Origin of the sequence: Streptomyces carminius (assembly GCF_002794255.1) — a bacterium.
Taxonomy (GTDB): Bacteria; Actinomycetota; Actinomycetes; order Streptomycetales; family Streptomycetaceae; genus Streptomyces; species Streptomyces carminius.
On the sequence record NZ_PGGW01000067.1, the window covers coordinates 260,382 to 282,809 of the forward strand.

21 protein-coding genes are annotated in these 22,428 nt (G+C 73.5%); 17 read left to right on the plus strand and 4 right to left on the minus strand.

Annotation, left to right across the window (positions count from 1 at the left end):
• Positions 1–133: 133 nt before the first annotated feature.
• A complete protein-coding gene (locus CUT44_RS25565; protein WP_100204279.1) occupies positions 134–751 on the minus strand; it encodes a TetR/AcrR family transcriptional regulator in 618 nt (205 codons plus the stop codon).
• A 94-nt stretch (positions 752–845) separates the two neighbouring features.
• Between CUT44_RS25565 and CUT44_RS25570 the strand changes: the two genes are divergently transcribed.
• A complete protein-coding gene (locus tag CUT44_RS25570) occupies positions 846–1,595 on the plus strand; it encodes an SDR family NAD(P)-dependent oxidoreductase (protein WP_100204280.1) in 750 nt (249 codons plus the stop codon).
• 124 nt (positions 1,596–1,719) lie between these two features.
• Here the strand turns inward: CUT44_RS25570 and CUT44_RS25575 are convergent, their stop codons facing one another.
• Together CUT44_RS25575 and CUT44_RS25580 are read right to left on the minus strand one after the other, a co-directional pair.
• The gene (locus tag CUT44_RS25575; protein WP_100204281.1) at positions 1,720–2,949 is read right to left on the minus strand and encodes a DUF349 domain-containing protein; all 1,230 of its coding nucleotides are present in this window, start codon (positions 2,947–2,949) and stop codon (positions 1,720–1,722) included.
• A 271-nt stretch (positions 2,950–3,220) separates the two neighbouring features.
• Positions 3,221–4,057, minus strand: coding sequence for a peptidylprolyl isomerase (locus CUT44_RS25580; protein ID WP_100204282.1), 837 nt, complete (start codon positions 4,055–4,057; stop codon positions 3,221–3,223).
• A gap of 190 nt (positions 4,058–4,247) precedes the next feature.
• Here CUT44_RS25580 and CUT44_RS25585 point away from each other — a divergent pair, with 190 nt between their 5' ends.
• The 4 genes from CUT44_RS25585 to CUT44_RS25600 all read left to right on the plus strand — a co-directional run bounded on the left by CUT44_RS25585 (position 4,248) and on the right by CUT44_RS25600 (position 8,490).
• Entirely contained in the window at positions 4,248–4,979 is a 732-nt protein-coding gene (locus CUT44_RS25585) for an MBL fold metallo-hydrolase (protein ID WP_100204283.1), read from the plus strand.
• 10 nt (positions 4,980–4,989) lie between these two features.
• Positions 4,990–6,249, plus strand: coding sequence for a histidine--tRNA ligase (hisS, locus tag CUT44_RS25590; RefSeq protein WP_100204284.1), 1,260 nt, complete (start codon positions 4,990–4,992; stop codon positions 6,247–6,249).
• Between the two features lie 59 nt (positions 6,250–6,308).
• The gene (locus CUT44_RS25595) at positions 6,309–6,968 is read left to right on the plus strand and encodes a vitamin K epoxide reductase family protein (RefSeq protein WP_100204285.1); all 660 of its coding nucleotides are present in this window, start codon (positions 6,309–6,311) and stop codon (positions 6,966–6,968) included.
• Positions 6,969–7,074: 106 nt separating this feature from the next.
• Positions 7,075–8,490 (plus strand): replication-associated recombination protein A, encoded by a 1,416-nt coding sequence (locus tag CUT44_RS25600; RefSeq protein ID WP_100204286.1) that lies wholly within the window; start codon positions 7,075–7,077, stop codon positions 8,488–8,490.
• A 73-nt stretch (positions 8,491–8,563) separates the two neighbouring features.
• Here the strand turns inward: CUT44_RS25600 and CUT44_RS25605 are convergent, their stop codons facing one another.
• On the minus strand, positions 8,564–9,310 hold the full coding sequence (locus tag CUT44_RS25605; RefSeq protein ID WP_233221655.1) for a DUF2470 domain-containing protein: 747 nt from the start codon (positions 9,308–9,310) through the stop codon (positions 8,564–8,566).
• Positions 9,311–9,565: 255 nt separating this feature from the next.
• Between CUT44_RS25605 and rpsD the strand changes: the two genes are divergently transcribed.
• The 12 genes from rpsD to CUT44_RS25665 all read left to right on the plus strand — a co-directional run bounded on the left by rpsD (position 9,566) and on the right by CUT44_RS25665 (position 22,423).
• Positions 9,566–10,177, plus strand: coding sequence for a 30S ribosomal protein S4 (gene rpsD / locus CUT44_RS25610; RefSeq protein WP_100204287.1), 612 nt, complete (start codon positions 9,566–9,568; stop codon positions 10,175–10,177).
• Between the two features lie 253 nt (positions 10,178–10,430).
• Positions 10,431–10,874 carry a DUF948 domain-containing protein gene (locus CUT44_RS25615; protein WP_100204288.1) on the plus strand — a complete coding sequence of 148 codons (444 nt, stop codon included), beginning with the start codon at positions 10,431–10,433 and terminating at the stop codon, positions 10,872–10,874.
• A gap of 8 nt (positions 10,875–10,882) precedes the next feature.
• Positions 10,883–11,224, plus strand: a complete 342-nt coding sequence (locus CUT44_RS25620; protein ID WP_100204289.1) for a DUF6167 family protein — start codon at positions 10,883–10,885, stop codon at positions 11,222–11,224.
• The gene (gene alaS / locus CUT44_RS25625; RefSeq protein ID WP_100204290.1) at positions 11,224–13,887 is read left to right on the plus strand and encodes an alanine--tRNA ligase; all 2,664 of its coding nucleotides are present in this window, start codon (positions 11,224–11,226) and stop codon (positions 13,885–13,887) included. Before CUT44_RS25620 ends, alaS begins: the two co-directional genes overlap by 1 nt.
• On the plus strand, positions 13,887–14,354 hold the full coding sequence (ruvX, locus tag CUT44_RS25630; protein ID WP_100204291.1) for a Holliday junction resolvase RuvX: 468 nt from the start codon (positions 13,887–13,889) through the stop codon (positions 14,352–14,354). Before alaS ends, ruvX begins: the two co-directional genes overlap by 1 nt.
• Before the next feature lie 125 nt (positions 14,355–14,479).
• On the plus strand, positions 14,480–16,189 hold the full coding sequence (gene mltG / locus CUT44_RS25635) for an endolytic transglycosylase MltG (RefSeq protein WP_100204292.1): 1,710 nt from the start codon (positions 14,480–14,482) through the stop codon (positions 16,187–16,189).
• A gap of 59 nt (positions 16,190–16,248) precedes the next feature.
• Positions 16,249–17,091 (plus strand): shikimate dehydrogenase, encoded by an 843-nt coding sequence (locus tag CUT44_RS25640; protein ID WP_100204293.1) that lies wholly within the window; start codon positions 16,249–16,251, stop codon positions 17,089–17,091.
• 137 nt (positions 17,092–17,228) lie between these two features.
• Entirely contained in the window at positions 17,229–18,413 is a 1,185-nt protein-coding gene (aroC, locus tag CUT44_RS25645) for a chorismate synthase (RefSeq protein ID WP_100204294.1), read from the plus strand.
• Positions 18,410–18,925, plus strand: a complete 516-nt coding sequence (locus CUT44_RS25650) for a shikimate kinase (protein ID WP_100204295.1) — start codon at positions 18,410–18,412, stop codon at positions 18,923–18,925. Before aroC ends, CUT44_RS25650 begins: the two co-directional genes overlap by 4 nt.
• Positions 18,922–20,028 (plus strand): 3-dehydroquinate synthase, encoded by a 1,107-nt coding sequence (gene aroB / locus CUT44_RS25655; protein ID WP_100204296.1) that lies wholly within the window; start codon positions 18,922–18,924, stop codon positions 20,026–20,028. Before CUT44_RS25650 ends, aroB begins: the two co-directional genes overlap by 4 nt.
• 183 nt (positions 20,029–20,211) lie before the next feature.
• On the plus strand, positions 20,212–21,129 hold the full coding sequence (locus CUT44_RS25660) for an AAA family ATPase (RefSeq protein ID WP_100204297.1): 918 nt from the start codon (positions 20,212–20,214) through the stop codon (positions 21,127–21,129).
• 172 nt (positions 21,130–21,301) lie between these two features.
• Positions 21,302–22,423, plus strand: a complete 1,122-nt coding sequence (locus CUT44_RS25665) for a M24 family metallopeptidase (RefSeq protein ID WP_100204469.1) — start codon at positions 21,302–21,304, stop codon at positions 22,421–22,423.
• Positions 22,424–22,428 lie beyond the last annotated feature (5 nt).

Genomic DNA, 22,428 nt, shown 5'->3' on the forward strand with positions numbered 1-22,428 from the left:
GGCGCACGCCGCAGGGGGACGGGGGCAGCGCCCGCCGTGCTCCACGCCGCCCGGTGAGGGGTCCTGAGGTCCCGTCGTGGCCCGGGGGCTTCGTGCGGCGCGGTCGCCCGCGAGGACGGACGCCGGGCGGTTCTCAGGGTTCTGGGGCCACCGGCCAGTTGCGCAGGGCGGCGTCGGCCATCTCCTGGAGTTCGTCGCGGCCGACACCGCTCGCGGCCTGCACGGCGATGCCGAACGCCAGGGTGGTGACGTAGCGGGCCAGCAGCCCCGGGTCGGTCCCGGGGGGCAGGTCGCCGTCGTCGACGGCTCGCCGGAACCGCTCCCGGACGCGGGAGCAGCCGTTGTTGCGCCAGGCGGCGAGAAGGTCACGGACGCCGCGGCCGGAGTCGCCGGTGGCCAGGGCGCCCTGGACGCCCAGACACCCGTGGGGACGGGCCGGGCGGGTGGTGGTGCGGACGGTGCCGGCCAGGATCGCGCCGGCGACACCGAGGGCGGTCGGCTCCTCCAGAGCCCGGGCCAGGTAGGCGCTCGGGCCCTCGGTGTAGCGCTCCAGGGCCTTGCGGAACAGCTCCTCCTTGTTGCCGAAGGCCGCGTACATGCTGGTGGTGGAGATGCCCATCGCGTCGGTCAGGGCGGCCAGGCTGGCCCCTTCGTAGCCGTGCTCCCAGAAGACCAGCATGGCGCGCTCGAGAGCTTCGTCGGCGTCGAATCCCCGCGGCCGGCCGATGGGGCCGCTCTGTCCGGTCTTCATAACCGCAGTCTACCGCTTCTGCATCGATCGCTGCGGAAGTGCTAGCGTTCGACTTCTGCATCAATCGATGCAGAAGTCGGAGGAGGGTTCTCGCATGGGACTGCTTGAAGGTAAGACCGCGCTGGTCACCGGTGGCGGCAGTGGAATCGGTCTGGCCAGTGCCGTACGGCTGGCGGCCGAGGGCGCACACGTGTTCGTCACCGGCCGGCGCGGGACCGAACTCGACGCGGCCGTCGAAGCGATTGGTCCGGCGGCCACCGCGGTGGCCGCCGACATCTCGGAACCGGCAGACCTGGACCGGCTCTACGAGACCGTCCGCGGCCGGGGACGAGGCCTGGACGTCCTGTTCGCCAACGCCTCCGTCGCCGCGTTCGCGACGCTCGAACAGATCACCGAGGAGCACTTCGACACCCTCTTCGGCATCAACGTCCGGGGCACGCTGCTCACCGTCCAGAAGGCGCTGCCCCTGCTCAACGACGGCGCCTCGGTGATCCTGAACGGCTCCACCAACGCGGACGTCGGCGATGAGGCGTTCGGCGTGTACGCGGCGTCCAAGGCCGCCACCCGGTCGTTCGCCCGGACCTGGGCCAACGAACTCAAGGGACGCGGCATCCGGGTCAACACCGTCGCGCCCGGCCCGACCGACACCCCCGGCCTGTCGGGGCTCGCCCCCGATCCGGAGCAGGCCGCCGGCTTCAGGCGGCAACTGGCCGCGCGGGTGCCGCTGGGCCGGCTCGGGCGCCCGGAGGAGATCGCCGCCGCCGTGGCCTTCCTCGCCTCCGGGCAGAGCAGCTTCATCACCGGTTCGAACCTGTACGCCGACGGCGGCCTGAACCAGATCTGAGTTCCACGGCCGCGCGTCCGGCGAGGACGGCGGTACCCGGCCGGCGGCCGGAGAGGGCTGGGGGCCCCGGCACCCCGCGGGGTGCCGGGGCCCCCAGCCCTCTCCGGCCGGAACCGACGGCGGCTCAGCCGTCGAGTTCCCGCAGTCCCTTGAGCGCCTGGTCCAGCAGCGCCTGGCGGCCCTGGAGCTCCCTCTCCAGCTTCTCCGCCCTGGCGGTGTTGCCCGCCTCACGCGCCTTCCCGATCTGCGCGCGGAGCTTGTCCACCGCGTCCTGCAGCTGGCCGGTCAGCCCCTCGGCCCGCGCCCGGACCTCGGGATTGCTGCGGCGCCACTCGGCCTCCTCGGCCTCCTGGATCGCCCGCTCCACCGCCTGCATCCGGCCCTCGATCCGCGCCCGGGCGTCCCGCGGCACATGGCCGACGGAGTCCCAGCGCTCGTTGATCGCGCGGAAGGCCGCACGGGCCGCCTTCAGGTCGGTGACCGGGAGCAGCTTCTCCGCCTCGGCGGCCAGTTCCTCCTTGCGGGTCAGGTTCTCCCGCTGCTCGGCGTCCCGCTCGGCGAAGACCTCGCTGCGAGCGGCGAAGAACACGTCCTGGGCGGCACGGAAGCGCTGCCACAGGTCCTCCTCGTGCTCGCGCTGGGCACGTCCCGCGGCCTTCCACTCCTGCATCAGGTCGCGGTACCGCGCGGCGGTCGGCCCCCAGTCGGTGGAGCCCGACAGCTCCTGGGCCTCGGTGACCAGCTTCTCCTTGCGCCGCCGGGCCTCCTCACGCTGTGCGTCCAGCGCCGCGAAGTGCGCCTTGCGCCGCTTGGAGAAGGCCGACCGGGCGTGCGAGAAGCGGTGCCACAGCTCGTCGTCGGACTTGCGGTCGAGCCTGGGCAGGCCCTTCCAGGTGTCCACCAGGGCGCGCAGCCGTTCCCCGGCCGCCCGCCACTGGTCGCTGACGGCCAGTTCCTCGGCCTCGGCCACCAGGGCCTCCTTGGCCTTCCGGGCCTCCTCGGACTGCCTGGCCCGGGCGTTCCGGCGCTCCTCCCGGCGGGTCTCGATCAGCTCGTCGAGCTGGTCCAGCCGTTTGCCCAGGGCCGCCAGGTCGCCCACCGCGTGCGCCTCGTCGACCTGCTGCCGCAGATGCTCGACGGCTGCCGTCGCGTCCTTGGCCGACAGGTCGGTGGTCCGTACCCGGCGCTCAAGGAGGTCGATCTCCACGACGAGGCCCTCGTACTTGCGCTCGAAGTAGGCGAGGGCCTCCTCGGGGGAGCCCGCCTGCCACGATCCGACGACCCTCTCACCGTCGGCGGTGCGCACGTACACGGTCCCCGTCTCGTCGACGCGGCCCCACGGGTCGCTGCTCACAGCGCCTCCTCCACATGATGCCGACGGAAGCCGCACGCCTCCGGGCATCGTCCACAGTTGTCATCCGGCCGACAGTCGGGTTTGACCGGCCGGACCGGGTTTGACCGGTCGGACCAGGGGTTTCGCCGGGCCGTCGGCGCAGGAACCCTACCCAACGCCCAACATAGGCGACCGGTGCCCGCCCTGTCCGCATTCCGCGCGGCCCAAATCGCGGTTCGGGAGCGGGGCCCGCCGGGCCCCGCACCGGTCGCCGCACCGGTCGCCTCAGGCGTCACTTCTTCCGCACCTCCGCCTTGTCGATCACCACGGTGGCGTTCGGCGGGGTGTTCCCGGTCTGCGGGTCGGGGGTCGAGCCCGCCTTCGCGATCTTCTGCAGGACGTCCATGCCCTCGGTGATCTTTCCGAAGGGCGTGTAGTCCGGGGGCAGCTTGCTGTCCTTGTAGACCAGGAAGAACTGGCTGCCGCCGCTGTCGCGGTTCTCGCCGGTCTGGGCGTTGTACCGGTTGGCCATGGCGACCGTGCCGGCCGGGTAGACGTCGCCCTTGAGCTCGGGTGCCTTGAGGTTCTCGTCCGGGATCGTGTACCCGGGGCCGCCCTGGCCGGTGCCGGTCGGGTCGCCGCACTGCAGGACGTGGATGCCCTCGGTCACCAGGCGGTGGCAGGGGGAGTGGTCGAGGAAGCCCTGGTCGGCCAGGAACTTGAAGGAGTTCACCGTGTGCGGGGCCTCGGCGGTGTGCAGGTCGACGCCGATGTCGCCGCAGGTCGTCTCCAGCGTCATCGTGTAGTCCGCCGAGGTGTCGATCGACATCTTCGGCTCCTTGTCCCACTGCTTCTTGCTCGGTTCGCCCTTCCGGGGCTTCTCGCAGGGGTCCGGCGCCTTGCTGGGGGTGGCGGAGGGCTCCGAGGCGGCGTCGTCCTTCTTCTTGTCGTCCGCCGCCAGTCCGCCGGCGGCCGCGTAGGCGCCCCCGGCCGCCAGTACCAGGACCAGGCCGCCCGCGACGGCCGCGGTGCGGATGCGCGCCTTGCGCCGTGCCTCGGCCCGCCGCTTCTGCTGCCGCAGGTACTTCTCGCGGGCGAGCTGCTTGCGCCGCTGCTCACTGCTGACCACGGGTCGTCTCCTTCGAGTGCATCGGGGGGCGTGCGTACGCACATGTGTGCCACAGCTTGTGGCCGTACGGTATACGGGATACGGGTTCGCGGGCCCGGCCTTGGCGCCGGTAGGCTCTGAGTCTCCGTTGCCACCAGCGACAACGGCCGCCGTTCCCGTAGCTCCCCTGACGGACGACTGAAGGACGATCGTGCTCATTGCCGGGTTCCCCGCCGGGGCCTGGGGGACCAACTGTTATCTGGTCGCCCCCGCCGCCGGCGAGGAGTGCGTGATCATCGACCCCGGCCACCAGGCCGCCGAGGGCGTCGCCGAGGCCGTGGCCAGGCACCGGCTCAAGCCGGTCGCCGTCGTCCTCACCCACGGCCACCTCGACCACGTGGCCTCCGTGGTCCCGGTGTGCGGCGCGCACGAGGTGCCCGCCTGGATCCACCCCGAGGACCGGGAGATGATGAGCGAGCCCGAGAAGTGGCTGGGCCGCGCCATCGGGCAGCCGCTGCTGGGCGGGCCCGACGGGATCTGCGTGGGGGAGCCCGACGACGTGCGGGAGCTGGCCGACGGTGCCGCGCTGTCCCTGGCGGGACTGGAACTGACCGTCGCGCACGCGCCGGGCCATACCAGGGGGTCGGTGACCTTCCGGCTGCCCGAGCGGACCGACGTACCGCCGGTGCTGTTCTCGGGCGACCTGCTGTTCGCCGGCTCCGTGGGACGCACCGACCTGCCCGGCGGCGACCACGCCGAGCTGCTGAGGTCGCTGGCACGGGTGTGCCTGCCCCTGGACGACTCGACCGTGGTCCTGTCCGGCCACGGTCCCCAGACCACCATCGGACGCGAGCGCGCCGCCAACCCCTTCCTCCGGGAGGTGGCCGACGGCGGCCCGTTCCGGACGGGCGGCGGCACCGCCGCCCCGCGACGAGGAATGTGACGACACGGACGTGAGCACCTTCTCCGCCCCGAAGGGCACCTACGACCTGCTCCCCCCGCGGTCCGCCGACTACCTGGCGGTGCGGGAGGCGATCGCCGCGCCGCTGCGGCGGGCCGGCTACGGCTACATCGAGACCCCCGGCTTCGAGCACGTCGAGCTGTTCGCCCGCGGTGTCGGCGAGTCCACCGACATCGTGACCAAGGAGATGTACACCCTCACCACCCGGGGCGGCAGCCGGCTGGCGCTGCGCCCGGAGGGCACCGCGCCGGTCGTCCGCGCGGTCCTGGAGCACAACCTGCACCGCGGCGCCCTGCCGGTGAAGGTCTGGTACTCCGGTTCGCAGTACCGCTACGAGCGGCCCCAGGCGGGCCGCTTCCGGCACTTCTCGCAGGTCGGCGCCGAGGCGCTGGGCACCGAGGACCCGGCCCTGGACGCCGAGCTGATCATCCTGGCCGTGGACGCGTACCGCTCGCTGGGCCTGCGGGACTTCCGGCTGCTGCTGAACTCCCTGGGCGACCGCGAGTGCCGCCCGGCCTACCGCGAGCGGCTCCAGGAGTTCCTGCGCGGACTCGACCTGGACGAGGACACCCGGGCCCGCGTCGAGATCAACCCGCTGCGGGTGCTGGACGACAAGCGCGAGGAGGTGCGCAAGCAGCTCACCGGCGCCCCGATGATGCGCGACCACCTGTGCGAGGCGTGCCGGGAGTACCACGGGCGGGTGCGCGAGCTGCTGACGGCGGCCGGCGTCGCCTTCGAGGACGACGAGAAGCTGGTGCGCGGGCTGGACTACTACACCCGCACCACCTTCGAGTTCGTCCACGACGGACTGGGCGCGCAGTCCGCCGTCGGCGGCGGCGGCCGGTACGACGGCCTGTCGGAGATGCTCGGCGGACCGCCGCTGCCCTCGGTGGGCTGGGCGCTGGGCGTGGACCGCACGGTGCTGGCCCTGCGGGCCGAGGGCGTGGTGCTGCCCGAGCCCTCGGCCACGGAGGTGTTCGCCGTGCCGCTGGGCGAGCAGGCGCGGAACGTGCTGTTCGGCGTCGTCACCGAGCTGCGCCGGCAGGGCGTCGCGGCGGACTTCGCCTACGGCGGCCGGGGCCTGAAGAACGCCATGAAGTCGGCCAACCGCTCCGGTGCCGGCTACGCCCTGGTGGCCGGGGAGCGCGATCTGGCCGAGGGCACCGTCCAGCTCAAGGACCTCGGCAGCGGGGAGCAGGTCCCGGTGCCGCTGGAGAGTGTGGTGGAAGAGCTGCGACGGAAGCTCGCCTGACTCGTTGTGCGTTGTGCAGAATGAAGGTCCCCCACCTCACACGACAGGATGACCCCGCCATGACGACGACCACGGCACCACGAGCACAGGATCCGGCCCGCGACGACGGGGACGGGCCGGCCAGGAGCGCCGCCGTGGGCGCGGGCCGGATCTACGCGTGGCTGCTGGTGATCACCGGTGCCGCGGGGCTGCTGGCGTCGTGGGTCATCACGCTCGACAAGTACCGGATGCTGGAGGCCGAGCTCGCCGGCGAGACGTTCGACACGGCCTGCAACCTGAACCCGGTCGTCTCCTGCGCCGACGTGATGGAGAGCGCGCAGGCCGAGGTTTTCGGTTTCCCGAACCCGATGCTCGGCATGGCCGCCTACGCGATCGTCATCGGTGTCGGCATGAGCCTGCTGGCCGGGGCGCGCTTCCCCCGCTGGTACTGGCTGACCATGAACGCCGGCATGCTCTTCGGCGTCGGTTTCTGCACCTGGCTGATGTACCAGTCGCTGTACGAGATCGGCGCGCTGTGCCTGTGGTGCAACCTGGCCTGGGTCGCCACGCTGCTGATGTTCTGGTACACGACGTTCCACAACATCCGCCACGGTTTCCTGCCCGCCCCCGCCTGGCTGCGAGGCGGGGTGGCGGAGTTCCACTGGGTGGTTCCGCTGGCCCACATCGGGGTCATCGGCATGCTGATCCTGACCCGTTGGTGGGACTTCTGGACGAGCTGACCGTACCGACCGCGCCGGCGGGTCGGCCGCCCCCTCCCCGGGGAGGCGGGCGGCCCGCCGGCCGTTTCCGGCGCGCTGTCGGCGCGGTGGCCTAAGGTTGCGTGACGTGGAAGCCGATCTGTTCACCGCCGCCGCGGAGGAGCGCCAGGAGAAGGACCCGACCGCCACGCCGCTGGCGGTCCGGATGCGCCCGCGCACCCTGGACGAGGTCGTCGGGCAGCGGCACCTGCTGCGTCCCGGCTCCCCGCTGCGCCGCCTGGTCGGCGAGGGCGGCAAGGGACCGGCCGGGCCGTCCTCGGTGATCCTGTGGGGGCCGCCGGGCACCGGCAAGACGACTCTGGCGCATGTCGTCAGCCGGGCCGCCGAGAAGCGCTTCACGGAGCTGTCGGCGATCACCGCCGGGGTCAAGGAGGTCCGGGCCGTCATCGACGCGGCCCGCCGCGCCGCGGGCGGCTACGGCAAGGACACCGTGCTGTTCCTGGACGAGATCCACCGTTTCAGCAAGGCCCAGCAGGACTCCCTGCTGCCCGCCGTGGAGAACCGCTGGGTCACCCTCGTCGCGGCGACCACGGAGAACCCGTACTTCTCGGTGATCTCCCCGCTGCTGTCCCGCTCGCTGCTGCTGACCCTGGAGCCGCTGACCGAGGAGGACCTGCGCGGCCTGCTGCGCCGCGCGCTCGCCGACGAGCGCGGGCTGGGCGGCGCGGTGGCCCTGCCCGAGGACGCCGAGGCGCATCTGCTGCGGATCGCCGGGGGTGACGCGCGCCGGGCGCTCACCGCGCTGGAGGCGGGCGCGGGCGCGGCGCTGGACAAGGGCGAGCGGGAGATCACCCTGACGACGCTGGAGGAGACCGTCGACCGGGCGGCGGTGAAGTACGACCGCGACGGCGACCAGCACTACGACGTGGCCAGTGCGCTCATCAAGTCGATCCGCGGCTCGGACGTGGACGCGGCGCTGCACTACCTGGCCCGGATGATCGAGGCGGGGGAGGATCCGAGGTTCATCGCCCGGCGGCTGATGATCTCCGCCAGCGAGGACATCGGCCTGGCCGACCCCACCGCCCTGCCCACGGCGGTGGCCGCCGCGCAGGCGGTGGCGATGATCGGCTTCCCCGAGGCGCGGATCACCCTCTCCCAGGCGACCATAGCCCTGGCCCTCGCGCCGAAGTCCAACGCCGCCTACCTGGCGGTCGACGCGGCGCTGGCCGACGTACGGGCGGGGCTGGCCGGGCCGGTGCCCCCGCATCTGCGCGACACCCACTACGGGGGCGCGAAGAAGATGGGCCACGGCGAGGGCTACCGGTACCCGCACGACATGCCGGGCGGCATCGCCGCGCAGCAGTACGCCCCGGACGCCGTCCACGGCAGGCGCTACTACGAGCCCACGCGGTACGGCGCGGAGGCCCGGTACGCCGAGGTGGCGGAGCGGGTACGGGCCAGGCTGCACGGGAATCCGCGCGGGGAGTCACACGGGGAGTCACGCGGGGAGGGGGCACCGCCGCCGGAGCGGCAGGAGGGCTGAGCGGCAGGCCCGCCGCTCAGCCCCCGGCCGCTCCGCCGCCCGGCGGGATTCCCGGCGGCCCCCGCGCTCGGGATCAGCCCGCGGCGGCCGCGTCGAACAGTGCGTGCACGGCCCGGCGCAGCCCCGCCATGTCCCGCACCGGCCTGGGGAAGTCGAAGCGCGCGTCGAGCACCTTCCCGTTCCCCGCGGCGCAGAACCGCACCCGCAGGCCGAACCGGTCCAGCGCCAGCGGCACCACCCGCTCCCAGGGGCCGCGGGCCCGCCCGCGCCCGTCCAGCAGGGCGCACAGGGAACGCATCCGGTCGTCGTGGGCGGCGGCGAGGTGCTGGAGGAGTTCGGTCTCGCGGGTGGCGACCGGGTCGGGCACCGCCGCCGCGAACTCCTCGGGCTCGACGTGTCCCCCGCCCCACAGGTCGTCGAGCCGCCCCTCACCGACCTCCAGCCGCAGCGGTGTCCACGCGGTGCCCGGGAACGGGCCCGCCGGGTGCCGCTCGGCCAGCAGTCCGGCGCAGCGGACCCGTTCGGTGCCGGTGACCGGGGTGAGCCAGCCCGCGATCCGGGCCCGGCCGCGGATGCGGTGGGGGACCGCGACGGGGGCCACGTCGGTGATCTCCATCACGGCGGCGAGGTCGCCGTCCCGGGCGTGGGCGGTGGCCCGGGCGGCCGGGGAATCGGCCGGGACCAGCAGCAACACGTCCCCGTCGGGGGTGACGGCACGGGCCTCGGGAGCGCCCTGCCCCAGCCCGGGACCGCAGTCGGGCAGCTCCGCCCCGGGAATGACGAGGACGGCCGAGGCGTTCGACTCGACGAGAGTGCGCATCCGCTCGGCGGCTTCCGGCCGCCGTGCCTCCGTTTCCGCCCCGGGACGCGGCTGACCCCTTCCCGTGCGCTGTCCCGTGCGCTGTCCCACGCGCTGTTCCGCCCGCTGTGCGCTGCTTCCGGCACCGGCCGTACGGTCGTCCGTGCCGCCAGTACCGCCCGCCGGTCCGGCGCCGGGCAGGGGGACCCCAGGTCGAAACATGCGTTCTCCTCCACTAAGGTAAGCCTCACCTAAGTTACAGGAGGTCCGTTCAACGTGAACCAGTCGCGTCCCAAGGTCAAGAAGTCGCGTGCGCTCGGCATAGCGCTGACCCCGAAGGCCGTGAAGTACTTCGAGCAGCGTCCCTACCCGCCCGGCGAGCACGGCCGGGGTCGCAAGCAGAACAGCGACTACAAGGTCCGGCTGCTGGAGAAGCAGCGGCTGCGTGCCCAGTACGACATCAGCGAGCGCCAGATGGCGCGCGCCTACGAGCGCGCCCGGAAGGTCGAGGGCAAGACCGGCGAGGCGCTCATCGTCGAGCTGGAGCGCAGGCTGGACGCCCTCGTCCTGCGGTCGGGCATCGCCCGCACCATCTACCAGGCCCGCCAGATGGTCGTGCACGGCCACATCGAGGTCAACGGCCGCAAGGTCGACAAGCCCTCCTTCCGGGTCCGCCCGGAGGACGTGGTGGCGGTCCGCGAGCGCAGCCGCGACAAGCACCCCTTCCAGGTGGCCCGGGAGGGCGGCTACGCGACCGACGGCGAGACCCCGCGCTACCTGCAGGTCAACCTCAAGGCGCTGGCGTTCCGCCTCGACCGGGACCCGAACCGCAAGGAGATCCCGGTGATCTGCGACGAGCAGCTCGTCGTGGAGTACTACGCCCGCTGAGCCGCCGGGGAGCCCCGGACCTCCCGGCCCCTCTGCCGCCCGCCGCGGCAGGGGGGCCGCCGCGTGTCCGGACGCCCGGGCCCCGCGTACCGGCTCCACGGGTGCGCCGGCGGGGGAAACCGGTACGGTCCGGGGCTCGTGGCGCGATAAGGTCGGTAACCGCCGCCGCACCCGTGAGACCGCCTGTCCGGGCCTCTCGCGGGCCACACGGCGCGGCGGCCGACCCCATACGACCCGAGGGAAGCGGTGCAGCGTGTCCGGTGGAGAGGTGGCCGGCCTCCTGGTGGCGGTCTTCTGGGCGATCCTGGTGTCGTTCCTCGCCGTGGTGCTGGTGAGGCTCGCGCAGACGCTCAGGGCGGCGACCAGACTGGTGACGGACGTGACGGAGCGGGCGGTCCCCCTCCTCACCGAGGCGTCCGACACCGTCCGCTCGGCGCAGAGCCAGCTCAGCCGGGTGGACGCCATCGCCGCCGACGTCCAGGAGGTCACGGCCAACGCCTCGGCGCTGTCCTCGACGGTGTCCACCGCCTTCGGCGGCCCGCTGGTGAAGGTCGCCGCCTTCGGATACGGCGTGCGCCGCGCCCTCGCCCGCAAGGACGGCACACCGCGGCCGGGGCGCACCGTCGTCGGCCGCTCCGTCCCGGCCGCGCGCCGCACAGGCCGTGCCGGACGCACCGGACGTGCCGGAAAGGACTGACGACCACCGTGTTCCGCCGCGTCTTCTGGTTCGGAGCCGGCGCCGCCGCCGGCGTCTGGGCCACCACCAAGGTCAACCGCAAGCTGCGCGCCCTCACCCCCGAGAGCCTCGCCGCCCGGGCCGCCGGCCAGGCCGTGGCGGCCGGGCACCGGATGAGGGAGTTCGCGCTCGACGTCCGCGCCGGAATGGCGCAGCGGGAGGGCGAGCTGAACGACGCGCTGGGGCTGACGGCGGCGGACGGGACCGCCGCCCCGGTCCCCGCCGCCCCCGACCGCCCCGGGCTCCCCGGTAAGGGCCCCCGCCGCGAGCTCGGCACCACCCACCCGTACGACCGGAATGAGGACCACTGATGGAGTCGGCTGAAATCCGCCGCCGCTGGCTGCGCTTCTTCGAGGAGCGGGGGCACACCGTCGTGCCGTCGGCGTCACTGATCGCGGACGACCCGACGTTGCTGCTGGTCCCCGCGGGCATGGTGCCCTTCAAGCCGTACTTCCTGGGTGAGGCCACCCCGCCGTACAAGCGCGCCACCAGCGTGCAGAAGTGCGTGCGCACCCCGGACATCGAGGAGGTCGGCAAGACCACCCGGCACGGCACCTTCTTCCAGATGTGCGGCAACTTCTCCTTCGGCGACTACTTCAAGGAGGGCGCCGCCCGGTACGCCTGGGAGCTGCTCACCACGCCGCAGGACGGGGGCGGTTACGGGCTGGACCCGGAGAAGCTGTGGATCACCGTCTACGAGGAGGACGACGAGGCCGAGCGCATCTGGCGCGAGGTCGTCGGCGTCCCCGCGGAGCGGATCCAGCGGCTGGGCAAGAAGGACAACTACTGGGACATGGGCGTGCCCGGTCCCTGCGGGCCCTGCTCCGAGATCAACTACGACCGCGGTCCCGAGTTCGGCGCCGAGGGCGGCCCGGCCGTCAACGACGAACGCTACATGGAGATCTGGAACCTGGTCTTCATGCAGTACGAGCGCGGGCCGGGCGAGGGCAAGGACTACCCGATCCTCGGGGACCTCCCGCAGCAGAACATCGACACCGGGCTCGGCCTGGAGCGGCTCGCCATGATCCTGCAGGGCGTGCGGAACATGTACGAGATCGACACCTCCATGGCGGTCATCGACAGGGCCACCGGGCTCACCGGCGTCCGCTACGGCGAGGCCGGGGACTCCGACGTCTCGCTGCGCGTGGTCACCGACCACATGCGCACCTCCGTCATGCTCATCGGCGACGGCGTCACCCCCGGCAACGAGGGCCGCGGCTACGTGCTGCGCCGCATCATGCGCCGTGCCATCCGCAACATGCGCCTCCTGGGCGCCACCGGTCCCGTCGTCAAGGACCTGGTCGACGTCGTGATCGACATGATGGGGCAGCAGTACCCCGAGCTGATCACCGACCGGCGGCGCATCGAGACCGTCGCACTCGCCGAGGAGGCCGCCTTCCTCAAGACCCTCAAGGCCGGCACCAACATCCTCGACACCGCCGTCACCGAGACCAAGTCCGCCGGCGGGTCCGTCCTGCCCGGTGAGAAGGCCTTCCTGCTCCACGACACCTGGGGCTTCCCCATCGACCTCACCCTGGAGATGGCCGCCGAACAGGGCCTGTCCGTGGACGAGGAGGGCTTCCGCCGCCTGATGCGGGAGCAGCGGGAGCGCGCCAAGGCCGACGCCCGTGCCAAGAAGACCGGCCACGCCGACCTGAGCTCCTACCGCGAGGTCGCCGATGCCGCCGGCACCACCGTCTTCACCGGCTACACCGACACCGAGGGCGAGGCCGCCGTCGTCGGCCTGCTGGTGAACGGCCTGCCCTCGCCGGCCGCCACCGAGGGCGACGATGTCGAGGTCGTCCTCGACCGCACCCCGTTCTACGCCGAGGGCGGCGGGCAGCAGCCCGACACCGGCCGCATCCGGCTGGACTCCGGCGCCGTCGTCGAGGTCCGCGACGTCCAGCAGCCGGTGCCCGGCGTCACCGTGCACAAGGGCACCGTCCAGGTGGGCGAGGTGACCGTCGGGGCCTCCGCCCACGCCGTCATCGACGTGACCCGTCGCCGGGCCATCGCCCGCGCCCACAGCGCCACCCACCTCACCCACCAGGCGCTGCGCGACGCGCTGGGCCCGACGGCCGCCCAGGCGGGCTCCGAGAACGCCCCGGGCCGCTTCCGCTTCGACTTCGGCTCGCCGACCGCCGTGCCCGGTGCCGTCCTCACCGACGTCGAGCAGAAGATCAACGAGGTCCTCGCCCGGGAGCTCGACGTCATGGCCGAGGTGATGAGCATGGAGGAGGCGAAGAAGCAGGGCGCCATCGCCGAGTTCGGCGAGAAGTACGGCGACCGGGTGCGGGTGGTGACCATCGGCGACTTCTCCAAGGAGCTGTGCGGCGGCACCCACGTCCACAACACCGCCCAGCTCGGTCTGGTGAAGCTGCTGGGCGAGTCCTCCATCGGCTCCGGCGTGCGCCGGGTGGAGGCCCTGGTCGGGGTGGACGCCTACAACTTCCTCGCCCGCGAGCACACGGTGGTCTCCCAGCTCACCGAACTGGTCAAGGGCCGGCCCGAGGAACTCCCGGAGAAGGTCTCCGGCATGCTCGCCCGGCTGAGGGACGCCGAGAAGGAGATCGAGCGCTTCCGCGCCGAGAAGGTCCTGGCCGCCGCCGCCGGGCTGGCCTCCGCCGCCCGGGACGTGAACGGGACCGCCTTCGTCGGCGGCCGGGTGCCCGACGGCACGGGCGCCGACGACCTGCGCAGGCTCGTCCTGGACGTGCGCGGCCGGATCCAGGGCGGGCGTCCGGCCGTGGTGGCCCTCTTCAGTGTGGTCAACGGCCGTCCGCTGACCGTCATCGCCACCAACGACGCCGCCCGCGACCGCGGTCTGAAGGCCGGCGACCTGGTGCGCGCCGCCGCCAAGGCCCTCGGCGGCGGAGGCGGCGGCAAGCCGGACGTCGCCCAGGGCGGCGGACAGCGCCCGGAGGCGGTCGAGGACGCCGTCGCCGCCGTCGAGCGCCTGGTGGCGGCCTCCTGATGCGACGCGGCAGGCGGCTCGCCGTCGATGTCGGCGAGGCCCGGATCGGGGTCGCCTCCTGCGACCCCGACGGGCTGCTGGCCACTCCCGTGGAGACCGTGCCGGGACGCGACGCCCCGGCCGCCCGCCGGCGGCTGGCCGAACTCGTCGCCGAGTACGAGCCCCTGGAGGTGGTGGTCGGGCTCCCGCGTTCCCTCAACGGGCGCGAGGGCCCGGCCGCGGCCCGGATCCGTACCTTCGCCCGGGAGTTCGCCGGGCAGGTCGCCCCGGTGGCCGTGCGCCTGGTGGACGAGCGGATGAGCACGGTCGCCGCGGCCCGGGACATGCGGGCGTCGGGCGTGTCGGCGAAGAAGGGGCGGGGCCGCATCGACCAGGCGGCCGCCGTCGTCATCCTCCAGAACGCCCTGGAGACCGAGCGGGCCCTGGGGGAGCCGCCGGGCGAGTGCGTCGAGGTGGACGGCCCATAGCGGTACGGTAACGTTCCGCTTCGGACGGCGCTGTTCGAACACCGAGCCGTACGGTGGAAGGTCCCTTCGGGCGAGGCGTCCGTGTACACCGCAACCGTCTGCCGTCTTACGGCTCTAGGGGACCGATGACTGAGTATGGCCGGGGTTCCGGCTCCGAACCGTGGGATCCCGACGACCCCCTCTACGGGGACCGGGGATGGAAGGGGACCCAGCCGGGAGACTGGGACACCCACGGCGAGCAGCAGTACGGCGATCCCTATGGTCAGCAGCAGGGGCATCAGCAGCAGTACGGCGATCCCTATGGTCAGCAGCAGGGGCATCAGCAGCAGTACGGCGATCCGTACGGTCAGCAGCAGGGGCATCAGCAGCAGTACGGCGATCCGTACGGTCAGCAGCAGGGGCATCAGCAGCAGTACGGCGATCCCTATGGTCAGCAGCAGGGGCATCAGCAGCAGTACGGCGATCCGTACGGTCAGCAGCAGGGGCATCAGCAGCAGTACGGCGATCCGTACGGTCAGCAGCAGTACGGCGACTCCCACGATGACGGGCAGTACGCCGACCGGCCCGATCCCCGGCAGCCTCGGCAGCCCCAGCACGGGGAGTACGGCGAACAGGGGCAGGAACCCCCGCGGAGCCGGGGCCGGGAGCGGCCCGCCCCCGCCCCTGACCTCGACGAGGAGACCGGCTGGGACCCCGGCCCGGACCAGGGCGAGCACGCCTTCTTCACGGACGACGACAGCGATGACGACGACCACGACGCCGACGGCCGGTCCGCCCGCGAACGCCGGGGGAAGGGCGGCACCAAGCGCCGGAACGGCTGCGCCTGCCTGGTCGTCGCCACCGTCCTGATAGGCGGGATCGGCGGCGGCGGCTACTTCGCGTACGACTTCTACCAGAGCCGTTTCGCCCCCGCGCCGGACTTCTCCGGCTCCGGCAGCGGCGAGGTCCAGGTGGAGATCCCCGAGGGCAGCAGCCTGGCCGAGATGGGGGCAATACTGGAGAAGGCGGGCGTGGTCAAGAGCCGGGCCGCGTTCATCGAGGAGTCCAACGCCAACGCCAAGTCCAAGACCATCCAGGCCGGTGTCTACACCCTCCGCAAGGAGATGTCGGCCGAGGCGGCCATGGCGATGATGCTCGACCCGGCCACCCAGAACACCCTGATCATCGCCGAGGGCAAGCGGGCCTCGGACATCTACCGGCTGATCGACGAGAAACTCGGTCTGGAGGAGGGCGCCACGGCCGAGGCCGCCGAGAACACCGACCTCGGCCTGCCCGAGTGGGCCAAGGGCAACCCCGAGGGCTTCCTCTTCCCGGCCAGATACACCCTGGGCGAGCAGACCAAGCCCGGCGACCTGCTCAAGAAGATGGTCGACCGGGCCGAGAAGGAGTTCGCACAGATCGACCTGGAGGCCCAGGCCGCGCAGCTGGACAAGACTCCGTACGAGATCCTCACCATCGCCTCGCTGATCCAGGCGGAGGCCCAGGAGGACGAGGAGTTCGGCAAGGTCTCGCGGGTGATCTACAACCGGCTGGACAAGGACATGCTGCTCCAGTTCGACTCGACCATCAACTACGCCAAGGGCGAGTCGAAGCTCGACATAACGGTGGGGGAGACCAGGCTCGACCACCCCTACAACACCTACCGCAACAAGGGGCTGCCGCCCGGCCCCATCGACAACCCCGGCCACCAGGCGCTCGAGGCGGCACTCGGCCCGGTCGAGGGGAACTGGCTGTTCTTCGTCACCGTCAAGCCCGGGGACACCCGCTTCACCGACAGCCAGGCCGAGCACGAGAAGAACGTCCAGGACTTCAACGCCGAGCGCGACAAGGACTGAGAACCGAGGACAGCGGACAGCGGACAGCGGACTGAGGAACCGAAGGAGGAGGAGGGACGATGACGGACGGCAGGCGGGCCGCGGTTCTCGGTTCCCCCATAGGGCACTCCCTCTCCCCGGAGCTGCACCGGGCGGCCTACCGGGAGCTGGGACTGACCGGCTGGTCGTACGACCGGTTCGAGGTGGACGAGGCGGGCATCGGCCCCTTCCTGGAGAAACTGGCCGCGAGCGGGGAGGACTGGGCCGGGCTGTCGCTGACCATGCCGCTCAAGCGGGCCGTCATCCCGCTGCTGGACACCGTCGGCGACACCGCCGCGTCGGTCGAGGCCGTCAACACCCTGGTCCTCACCGCCGACGGCCGCCGGCACGGCGACAACACCGACATCCCCGGCATCGTCGCGGCGCTGCGCGAGCGCGGTGTCGAGCGCGTCCCGCACGCCGCGGTGCTGGGTGCCGGCGCCACCGCCTCCTCGGCGCTGGCCGCCCTCGCCCGGATCTGCTCCGGTGAGGTCACCGTGTACGTCCGCAGCCGGGAGCGGGCCGAGGAGATGCGCGGCTGGGGCGAGCGGCTCGGGGTCCCCGTGACGGCCGCCGCCTGGGCGGACGCGGCACGGGCGCTGGCCGCGCCCCTGGTGGTCGCCACCACCCCGGCCGGCGCCGCCGACGCGCTGGCCGGCGCGGTGCCCGAGCGGCCCGGCACCCTCTTCGACGTCCTGTACGACCCCTGGCCGACCCCGCTGGCCGCCGCCTGGGCGGCCCGCGGCGGGGCGGTCGTCGGCGGTCTGGACCTCCTGGTCCACCAGGCCGTGCTCCAGGTCGAGATGATGACCGGCCGCGCCCCCGCACCGCTGGCCGCGATGCGCGCCGCGGGCGAGGCGGCCCTGGCGGCCCGCGGCACCTGACCGGCGGGTGCGTCCGTGCCCGGTCCGGCGCCCCGACCTGACACAACCGTTCCGTCTGCTGGACGGTCGGCCGGTCCCGCCGCGCGGACATGGGAGGATCGGCAGCGAGGACGTAGGGCCCGGACTGAGGAGCACCGTTGAGCAGGTTGCGCTGGCTGACCGCGGGGGAGTCGCACGGTCCCGCACTGGTGGCGACGCTGGAGGGACTGCCCTACGGCGTGCCGATCACCACCGACATGGTGGCGGACGCGCTCGCGCGGCGGCGGCTGGGGTACGGGCGCGGCGCCCGGATGAAGTTCGAGCGTGACGAGGTCACCTTCATCGGCGGGGTGCGGCACGGCCTGACCCTCGGCTCCCCGGTCGCCGTCATGATCGGGAACACCGAGTGGCCCAAGTGGGAGAAGGTCATGGCGGCCGACCCGGTGGACGAGGCCGAGCTCGCCGAGCTGGCCCGCAACGCGCCGCTGACCCGGCCGAGGCCCGGCCACGCCGATCTGGCCGGGATGCAGAAGTACGGCGTGAGTGACGCCCGGCCCATCCTGGAGCGGGCCTCCGCGCGGGAGACGGCGGCCCGGGTCGCGCTGGGCACGGTGGCGCGCTCCTACCTGCGGGAGACGGCCGGCATCGAGATCGTCAGCCATGTCGTCGAGCTGGGCGGGGCCAAGGCTCCGGCCGGCACGCTGCCGGAGCCGGCGGACGTGGCACGGCTGGACGCCGACCCGGTCCGCTGCCTGGACCCGGAGGCGAGCGAGGCGATGGTCGCCGTGATCGACCAGGCCCACAAGGACGGCGACACCCTCGGCGGTGTCGTCGAGGTCGTCGCCCACGGGGTCCCGGTCGGACTGGGCTCCCACGTCCACTGGGACCGCCGCCTGGACGCCCGGCTGGCCGCCGCCCTGATGGGCATCCAGGCCATCAAGGGCGTGGAACTCGGCGACGGCTTCGAGCTGGCCCGGGTGCCCGGCTCGCAGGCGCACGACGAGATCCTTCCCGGTGAGGACGGGATCCGCCGTGCCTCGGGCCGCTCCGGCGGCACCGAGGGCGGGCTGTCCACCGGCGAGCTGCTGCGGGTGCGGGCCGCGATGAAGCCCATCGCCACCGTGCCGCGCGCACTGGCCACCGTGGACGTCACCACCGGTGAGGCCACCCGCGCCCACCACCAGCGCTCGGACGTGTGCGCGGTCCCGGCGGCCGGCATCGTCGCCGAGGCGATGGTCGCGCTCGTCCTGGCCGACGCGGTCGCCGAGAAGTTCGGCGGTGACAGCGTCGCCGAGACCCGCCGCAACGTGACCGGCTACCTGGACAACCTGGAGATCCGGTGACCGCTCCGGCCGTCGTACTGGTGGGCCCGCCCGGTGCGGGCAAGACCACCGTGGGCACCGTCCTGGCCCGGCGGCTCGGCGTCGCCCTGCGGGACACCGACGCCGACATCGAGGCCGCCGCGGGCAGGCCGATCCCCGACATCTTCGTCCAGGACGGCGAGGAGCACTTCCGGGAACTGGAGCGGCGGGCCGTGCGCGCCGCCGTCACCGGGCACGACGGGGTGGTCTCGCTCGGCGGCGGGGCGGTGCTGGACGCGGGCACCCGCGCTCTGCTGGCCGGTCTGCCCGTGGTCTTCCTGGACGTGGCGCTCGCGGACGCGGTCCGGCGGGTCGGCCTGGACGCCCCGCGCCCGCTGCTGGCGGTCAACCCCCGGCAGCAGTGGCGCACCCTGATGGAGCAGCGCCGCCCGCTGTACACCGAGGTGGCCCGCGCGACCGTCACCACCGCCGGCCGCGACCCCGAGGAGGTCGCGCAGGCGGTGCTGGACGCACTCGGACGGAAGGAAACATGACTACCGCATCCCCCACCCGGCCCCCCGTCCGCATCACCGTCGGCGGCATCGCGGGCACGGTGCCGTACGACGTCCTCGTCGGACGGCAGCTCCTGGGCGAGCTCCCGGACCTGGTGGGCACCGCCGCCCGGCGGGTCGCCGTGATCCACCCCGAGGCGCTGACCGAGACCGGCGAGGCGATCCGGGAGGACCTGGCCGGGCAGGGCTTCGAGGCCATCGCCATCCAGGTGCCCAACGCCGAGGAGGCCAAGACCGCCGAGGTAGCCGCCTACTGCTGGAAGGCGCTGGGCACCTCCGGCTTCACCCGCACCGACGTCGTCGTCGGCGTCGGCGGGGGAGCCACCACCGACCTGGCGGGCTTCGTGGCCGCCAGCTGGCTGCGCGGAGTGCGCTGGGTCGCGGTGCCCACCACCGTGCTGGGCATGGTGGACGCCGCGGTCGGCGGCAAGACCGGCATCAACACCGCCGAGGGCAAGAACCTCGTCGGCGCCTTCCACCCGCCGGCGGGCGTGCTGTGCGACCTGGCGGCGCTGGAGTCCCTGCCCGTGCACGACTACGTCAGCGGGCTCGCCGAGGTCATCAAGGCGGGCTTCATCGCCGACCCGGCCATCCTCGGTCTGATCGAGGCCGACCCCGGGGCGGCCCGCACCCCGGCCGGCCCGCACACCGCCGAGCTGATCGAGCGCTCCATCCGGGTGAAGGCCGAGGTCGTCTCCGCGGACCTGAAGGAGTCGGGCCTGCGGGAGATCCTCAACTACGGCCACACCCTCGCCCACGCCATCGAGAAGAACGAGCGCTACGAGTGGCGGCACGGCGCCGCAGTCGCCGTCGGCATGGTCTTCGCCGCCGAACTCGGCCGGATCGCCGGCCGGCTGGACGACGCCACCGCCGACCGTCACCGCGCGGTCCTCACCTCCGTCGGGCTGCCCGTCACCTACCGCGGCGACCAGTGGCCGAGGCTGCTGGAGACGATGCGGGTGGACAAGAAGACCCGCGGCGACCGGCTGCGCTTCATCGTCCTGGACGGTCTGGCCAAGCCCACGGTCCTGGAGGGACCGGACCCGGCGATGCTGCTCGCGGCGCACGCGGAGATCGCCGCCTGAGCGTTTCCGCGGGCGGGTGTCCCGGGCGGCCGGGCACTCCACCGTCTCCCCGGCCGTTCACACTGGGCCGGCCGGGGAGGGTACGGTTCGGTACCGGCAGACACACCGGAGACACGGTGGCACCCGGCCAGGGCCCGACCGGGCCCGCGCGGGACACCCGCACGGAAACGGAGTTGGGACCGGATGCAGCAGTACGGGACGCAGCGGCCCGTCCCGCCCCCGGGCTCTCCCCAGGGGCGCCCCCAGGGCCACCCCCCGCACCCCCCGCACCCCCCGCACCCCCAGGCGCAGCCGCGGTCCGCCGTCCCGCCGGGCTGGGGTGCCCCCCACCAGGTCCCGCCCGGGCAGGCCCCACCGCGGCAGGTACCGGCCGCACCCGCCTCCCCGCCGGCCCCGGCTCCGCCTCCGGCACCGTCCCAGGCCCCGGCACCGCCCCAGGCTCCGGAGCCCACCGGGCACGTCCAGCTGCCGCCGGGCGGGCCGGTGCAGGTATCGGGCGTTCCCGACCCGTCCGCCGGACCGGTCACGGTGGAGGCCGCGCACACCGCCGCCGTCGCCGTCCTGCTCATCGGCCCGGCGGGCGCGGGCAAGACCACCGTCGCCCGGTACTGGGCCGACCACCGGCGGGTGCCCACCGCGCACATCAGCCTGGACGACGTCCGCGAGTGGGTCCGCTCCGGTTTCGCCAATCCGCAGTCCGGCTGGAACGAGCACTCCGAGGCGCAGTACCGGCTGGCCCGCCGCACCTGCGGCTTCGCCGCCCGGAACTTCCTGGCCAACGGCATCTCCTGCATCCTGGACGACGCCGTCTTCCCCGACCGGCCGGTCGTCGGCCTCGGCGGCTGGAAGCGGCATGTCGGCCCCGGCCTGATCCCGGTCGTGCTGCTGCCCGGCCTGGAGGTGGTCCTGGAGCGCAACGCCGAGCGCGCGGGCACCCGCAGGCTGTCCGACGAGGAGGTGGCCCACATCCACGGGCGGATGGCCGGCTGGTACGGCTCCGGACTGCCGATCATCGACAACTCGCGCCAGGACGTGGCGACCACCGCCAGGCTGCTGGACGAGGCGGTGGCCCGCAGCCTCACCAGCCCGCCCAGCTGGTGATCCCGCCGTGCCGCACCGCCGGGAACCGGCGGTGCGGCACGGCGGGGAGCTGCGGCACGGCGGGGAAACGGCGGGGAAACGGCGGGGAAGGGGACGCGACCACCGCCCGACCGGGCGCCCGGCGGACGTGTCGGCACGGCCGGCGCCCGCCGCCCTGCGTAGGCTCGAAGCCATGTCCGAGGTGCACCTGGCCCGCCGTGCGCGACTGCGCGAGCGGTGCGCGGCGGCGGGCAGTGAGGCCGTCCTGGTCTCGCGGCCCGCCAACGTCCGCTATCTGACCGGCCGTGCCGTCCCTGGCGCGGTACTGCTGCTCGGCGCGGACGGCCGCGACACGCTGCTGAGCCCGCCGGGAGCCGTCCCCGGCGCGGAACCACCGGGTGCCACCGGCGGTCTGCACTGTCTGGCCCTGTCCGGACACGTCTGGGGGCGCGCCGCCGACCCGGCCGCCGCGGCCGCCGAGCTGGCCGCCGAGGCGGGAGCGGGGGTGCTGGCGGTGGAGGAGCACGATCTGACCGTGGCCCGGCACCGGGCCCTGGCCGCGGCCGCGCCGCGGCTGCGCCTGGCCGACCTGGACCGCGCGGTGGAGCAGCAGCGCCTGGTCAAGGACGCCGAGGAGCTGGCGGCGCTGCGGATCGCCGCCGAGATCACCGATCACGCCCTCGGCGAACTGCTGGAGTCGATCCTGGTCGGCCGCACCGAGCGTCACCTGGCGCTGGAACTGGAGCGGCGGCTGACGGACCACGGCGCCGAGGGCCCGGCCTTTCCCACCTGTGTCGCCACGGGCGGCAACTCCGGACTGGCCGGCCACCGCCCCACCGACCGGCGGGTGGCGGAGGGCGACTTCCTGACCGTGTGCCTGGGCGCCGTCTACCGGGGCTACCGCTGCCGGATCGGCCGCACCTTCGTGGTCGGCCCCGCCCCGGCCGACTGGCAGGTGGAGCTGTACGAGCTGGTCTTCGCGGCCCAGCGCGCCGGGCGGGAGGCGCTGGTCCCCGGCGCGGAGTACCGCCGGGTGGACCGGGCGGCCCGCCATCGGCTGGCGGCGGCCGGGTACGGTGAGACGCTGGAGCCGTACACCGGCCGCGGGGTGGGGCTGGAAATCGGCGAGGACCCGCAGTTGTCGCCCGCGGCCATGGGTAAACTGGACGCTTGTGTGCCGGTCACCGTCGAACCGGGGGTCCACCTCCCGGGACGGGGCGGCGTCCGGATCGATGACACGCTCGTCGTCCGCCCCCAGGCGGACGGCGGACCCGAGCTACTCACCATCACGACCAAGGAGCTGCTCGCCCTCTGATCGGG

Excerpts from the sequence above, each read along its gene's own strand:
- CUT44_RS25565 (WP_100204279.1), bottom strand. The coding sequence starts at position 751 with ATGAAGACCGGACAGAGCGGCCCCATCGGCCGGCCGCGGGGATTCGAC.
- CUT44_RS25570 (WP_100204280.1), top strand. The coding sequence starts at position 846 with ATGGGACTGCTTGAAGGTAAGACCGCGCTGGTCACCGGTGGCGGCAGT.
- CUT44_RS25595 (WP_100204285.1), top strand. The coding sequence starts at position 6,309 with ATGACGACGACCACGGCACCACGAGCACAGGATCCGGCCCGCGACGAC.
- CUT44_RS25605 (WP_233221655.1), bottom strand. The coding sequence starts at position 9,310 with ATGCGCACTCTCGTCGAGTCGAACGCCTCGGCCGTCCTCGTCATTCCC.
- alaS (WP_100204290.1), top strand. The coding sequence starts at position 11,224 with ATGGAGTCGGCTGAAATCCGCCGCCGCTGGCTGCGCTTCTTCGAGGAG.
- ruvX (WP_100204291.1), top strand. The coding sequence starts at position 13,887 with ATGCGACGCGGCAGGCGGCTCGCCGTCGATGTCGGCGAGGCCCGGATC.
- mltG (WP_100204292.1), top strand. The coding sequence starts at position 14,480 with ATGACTGAGTATGGCCGGGGTTCCGGCTCCGAACCGTGGGATCCCGAC.
- CUT44_RS25640 (WP_100204293.1), top strand. The coding sequence starts at position 16,249 with ATGACGGACGGCAGGCGGGCCGCGGTTCTCGGTTCCCCCATAGGGCAC.
- aroB (WP_100204296.1), top strand. The coding sequence starts at position 18,922 with ATGACTACCGCATCCCCCACCCGGCCCCCCGTCCGCATCACCGTCGGC.
- CUT44_RS25660 (WP_100204297.1), top strand. The coding sequence starts at position 20,212 with ATGCAGCAGTACGGGACGCAGCGGCCCGTCCCGCCCCCGGGCTCTCCC.
- CUT44_RS25665 (WP_100204469.1), top strand. The coding sequence starts at position 21,302 with ATGTCCGAGGTGCACCTGGCCCGCCGTGCGCGACTGCGCGAGCGGTGC.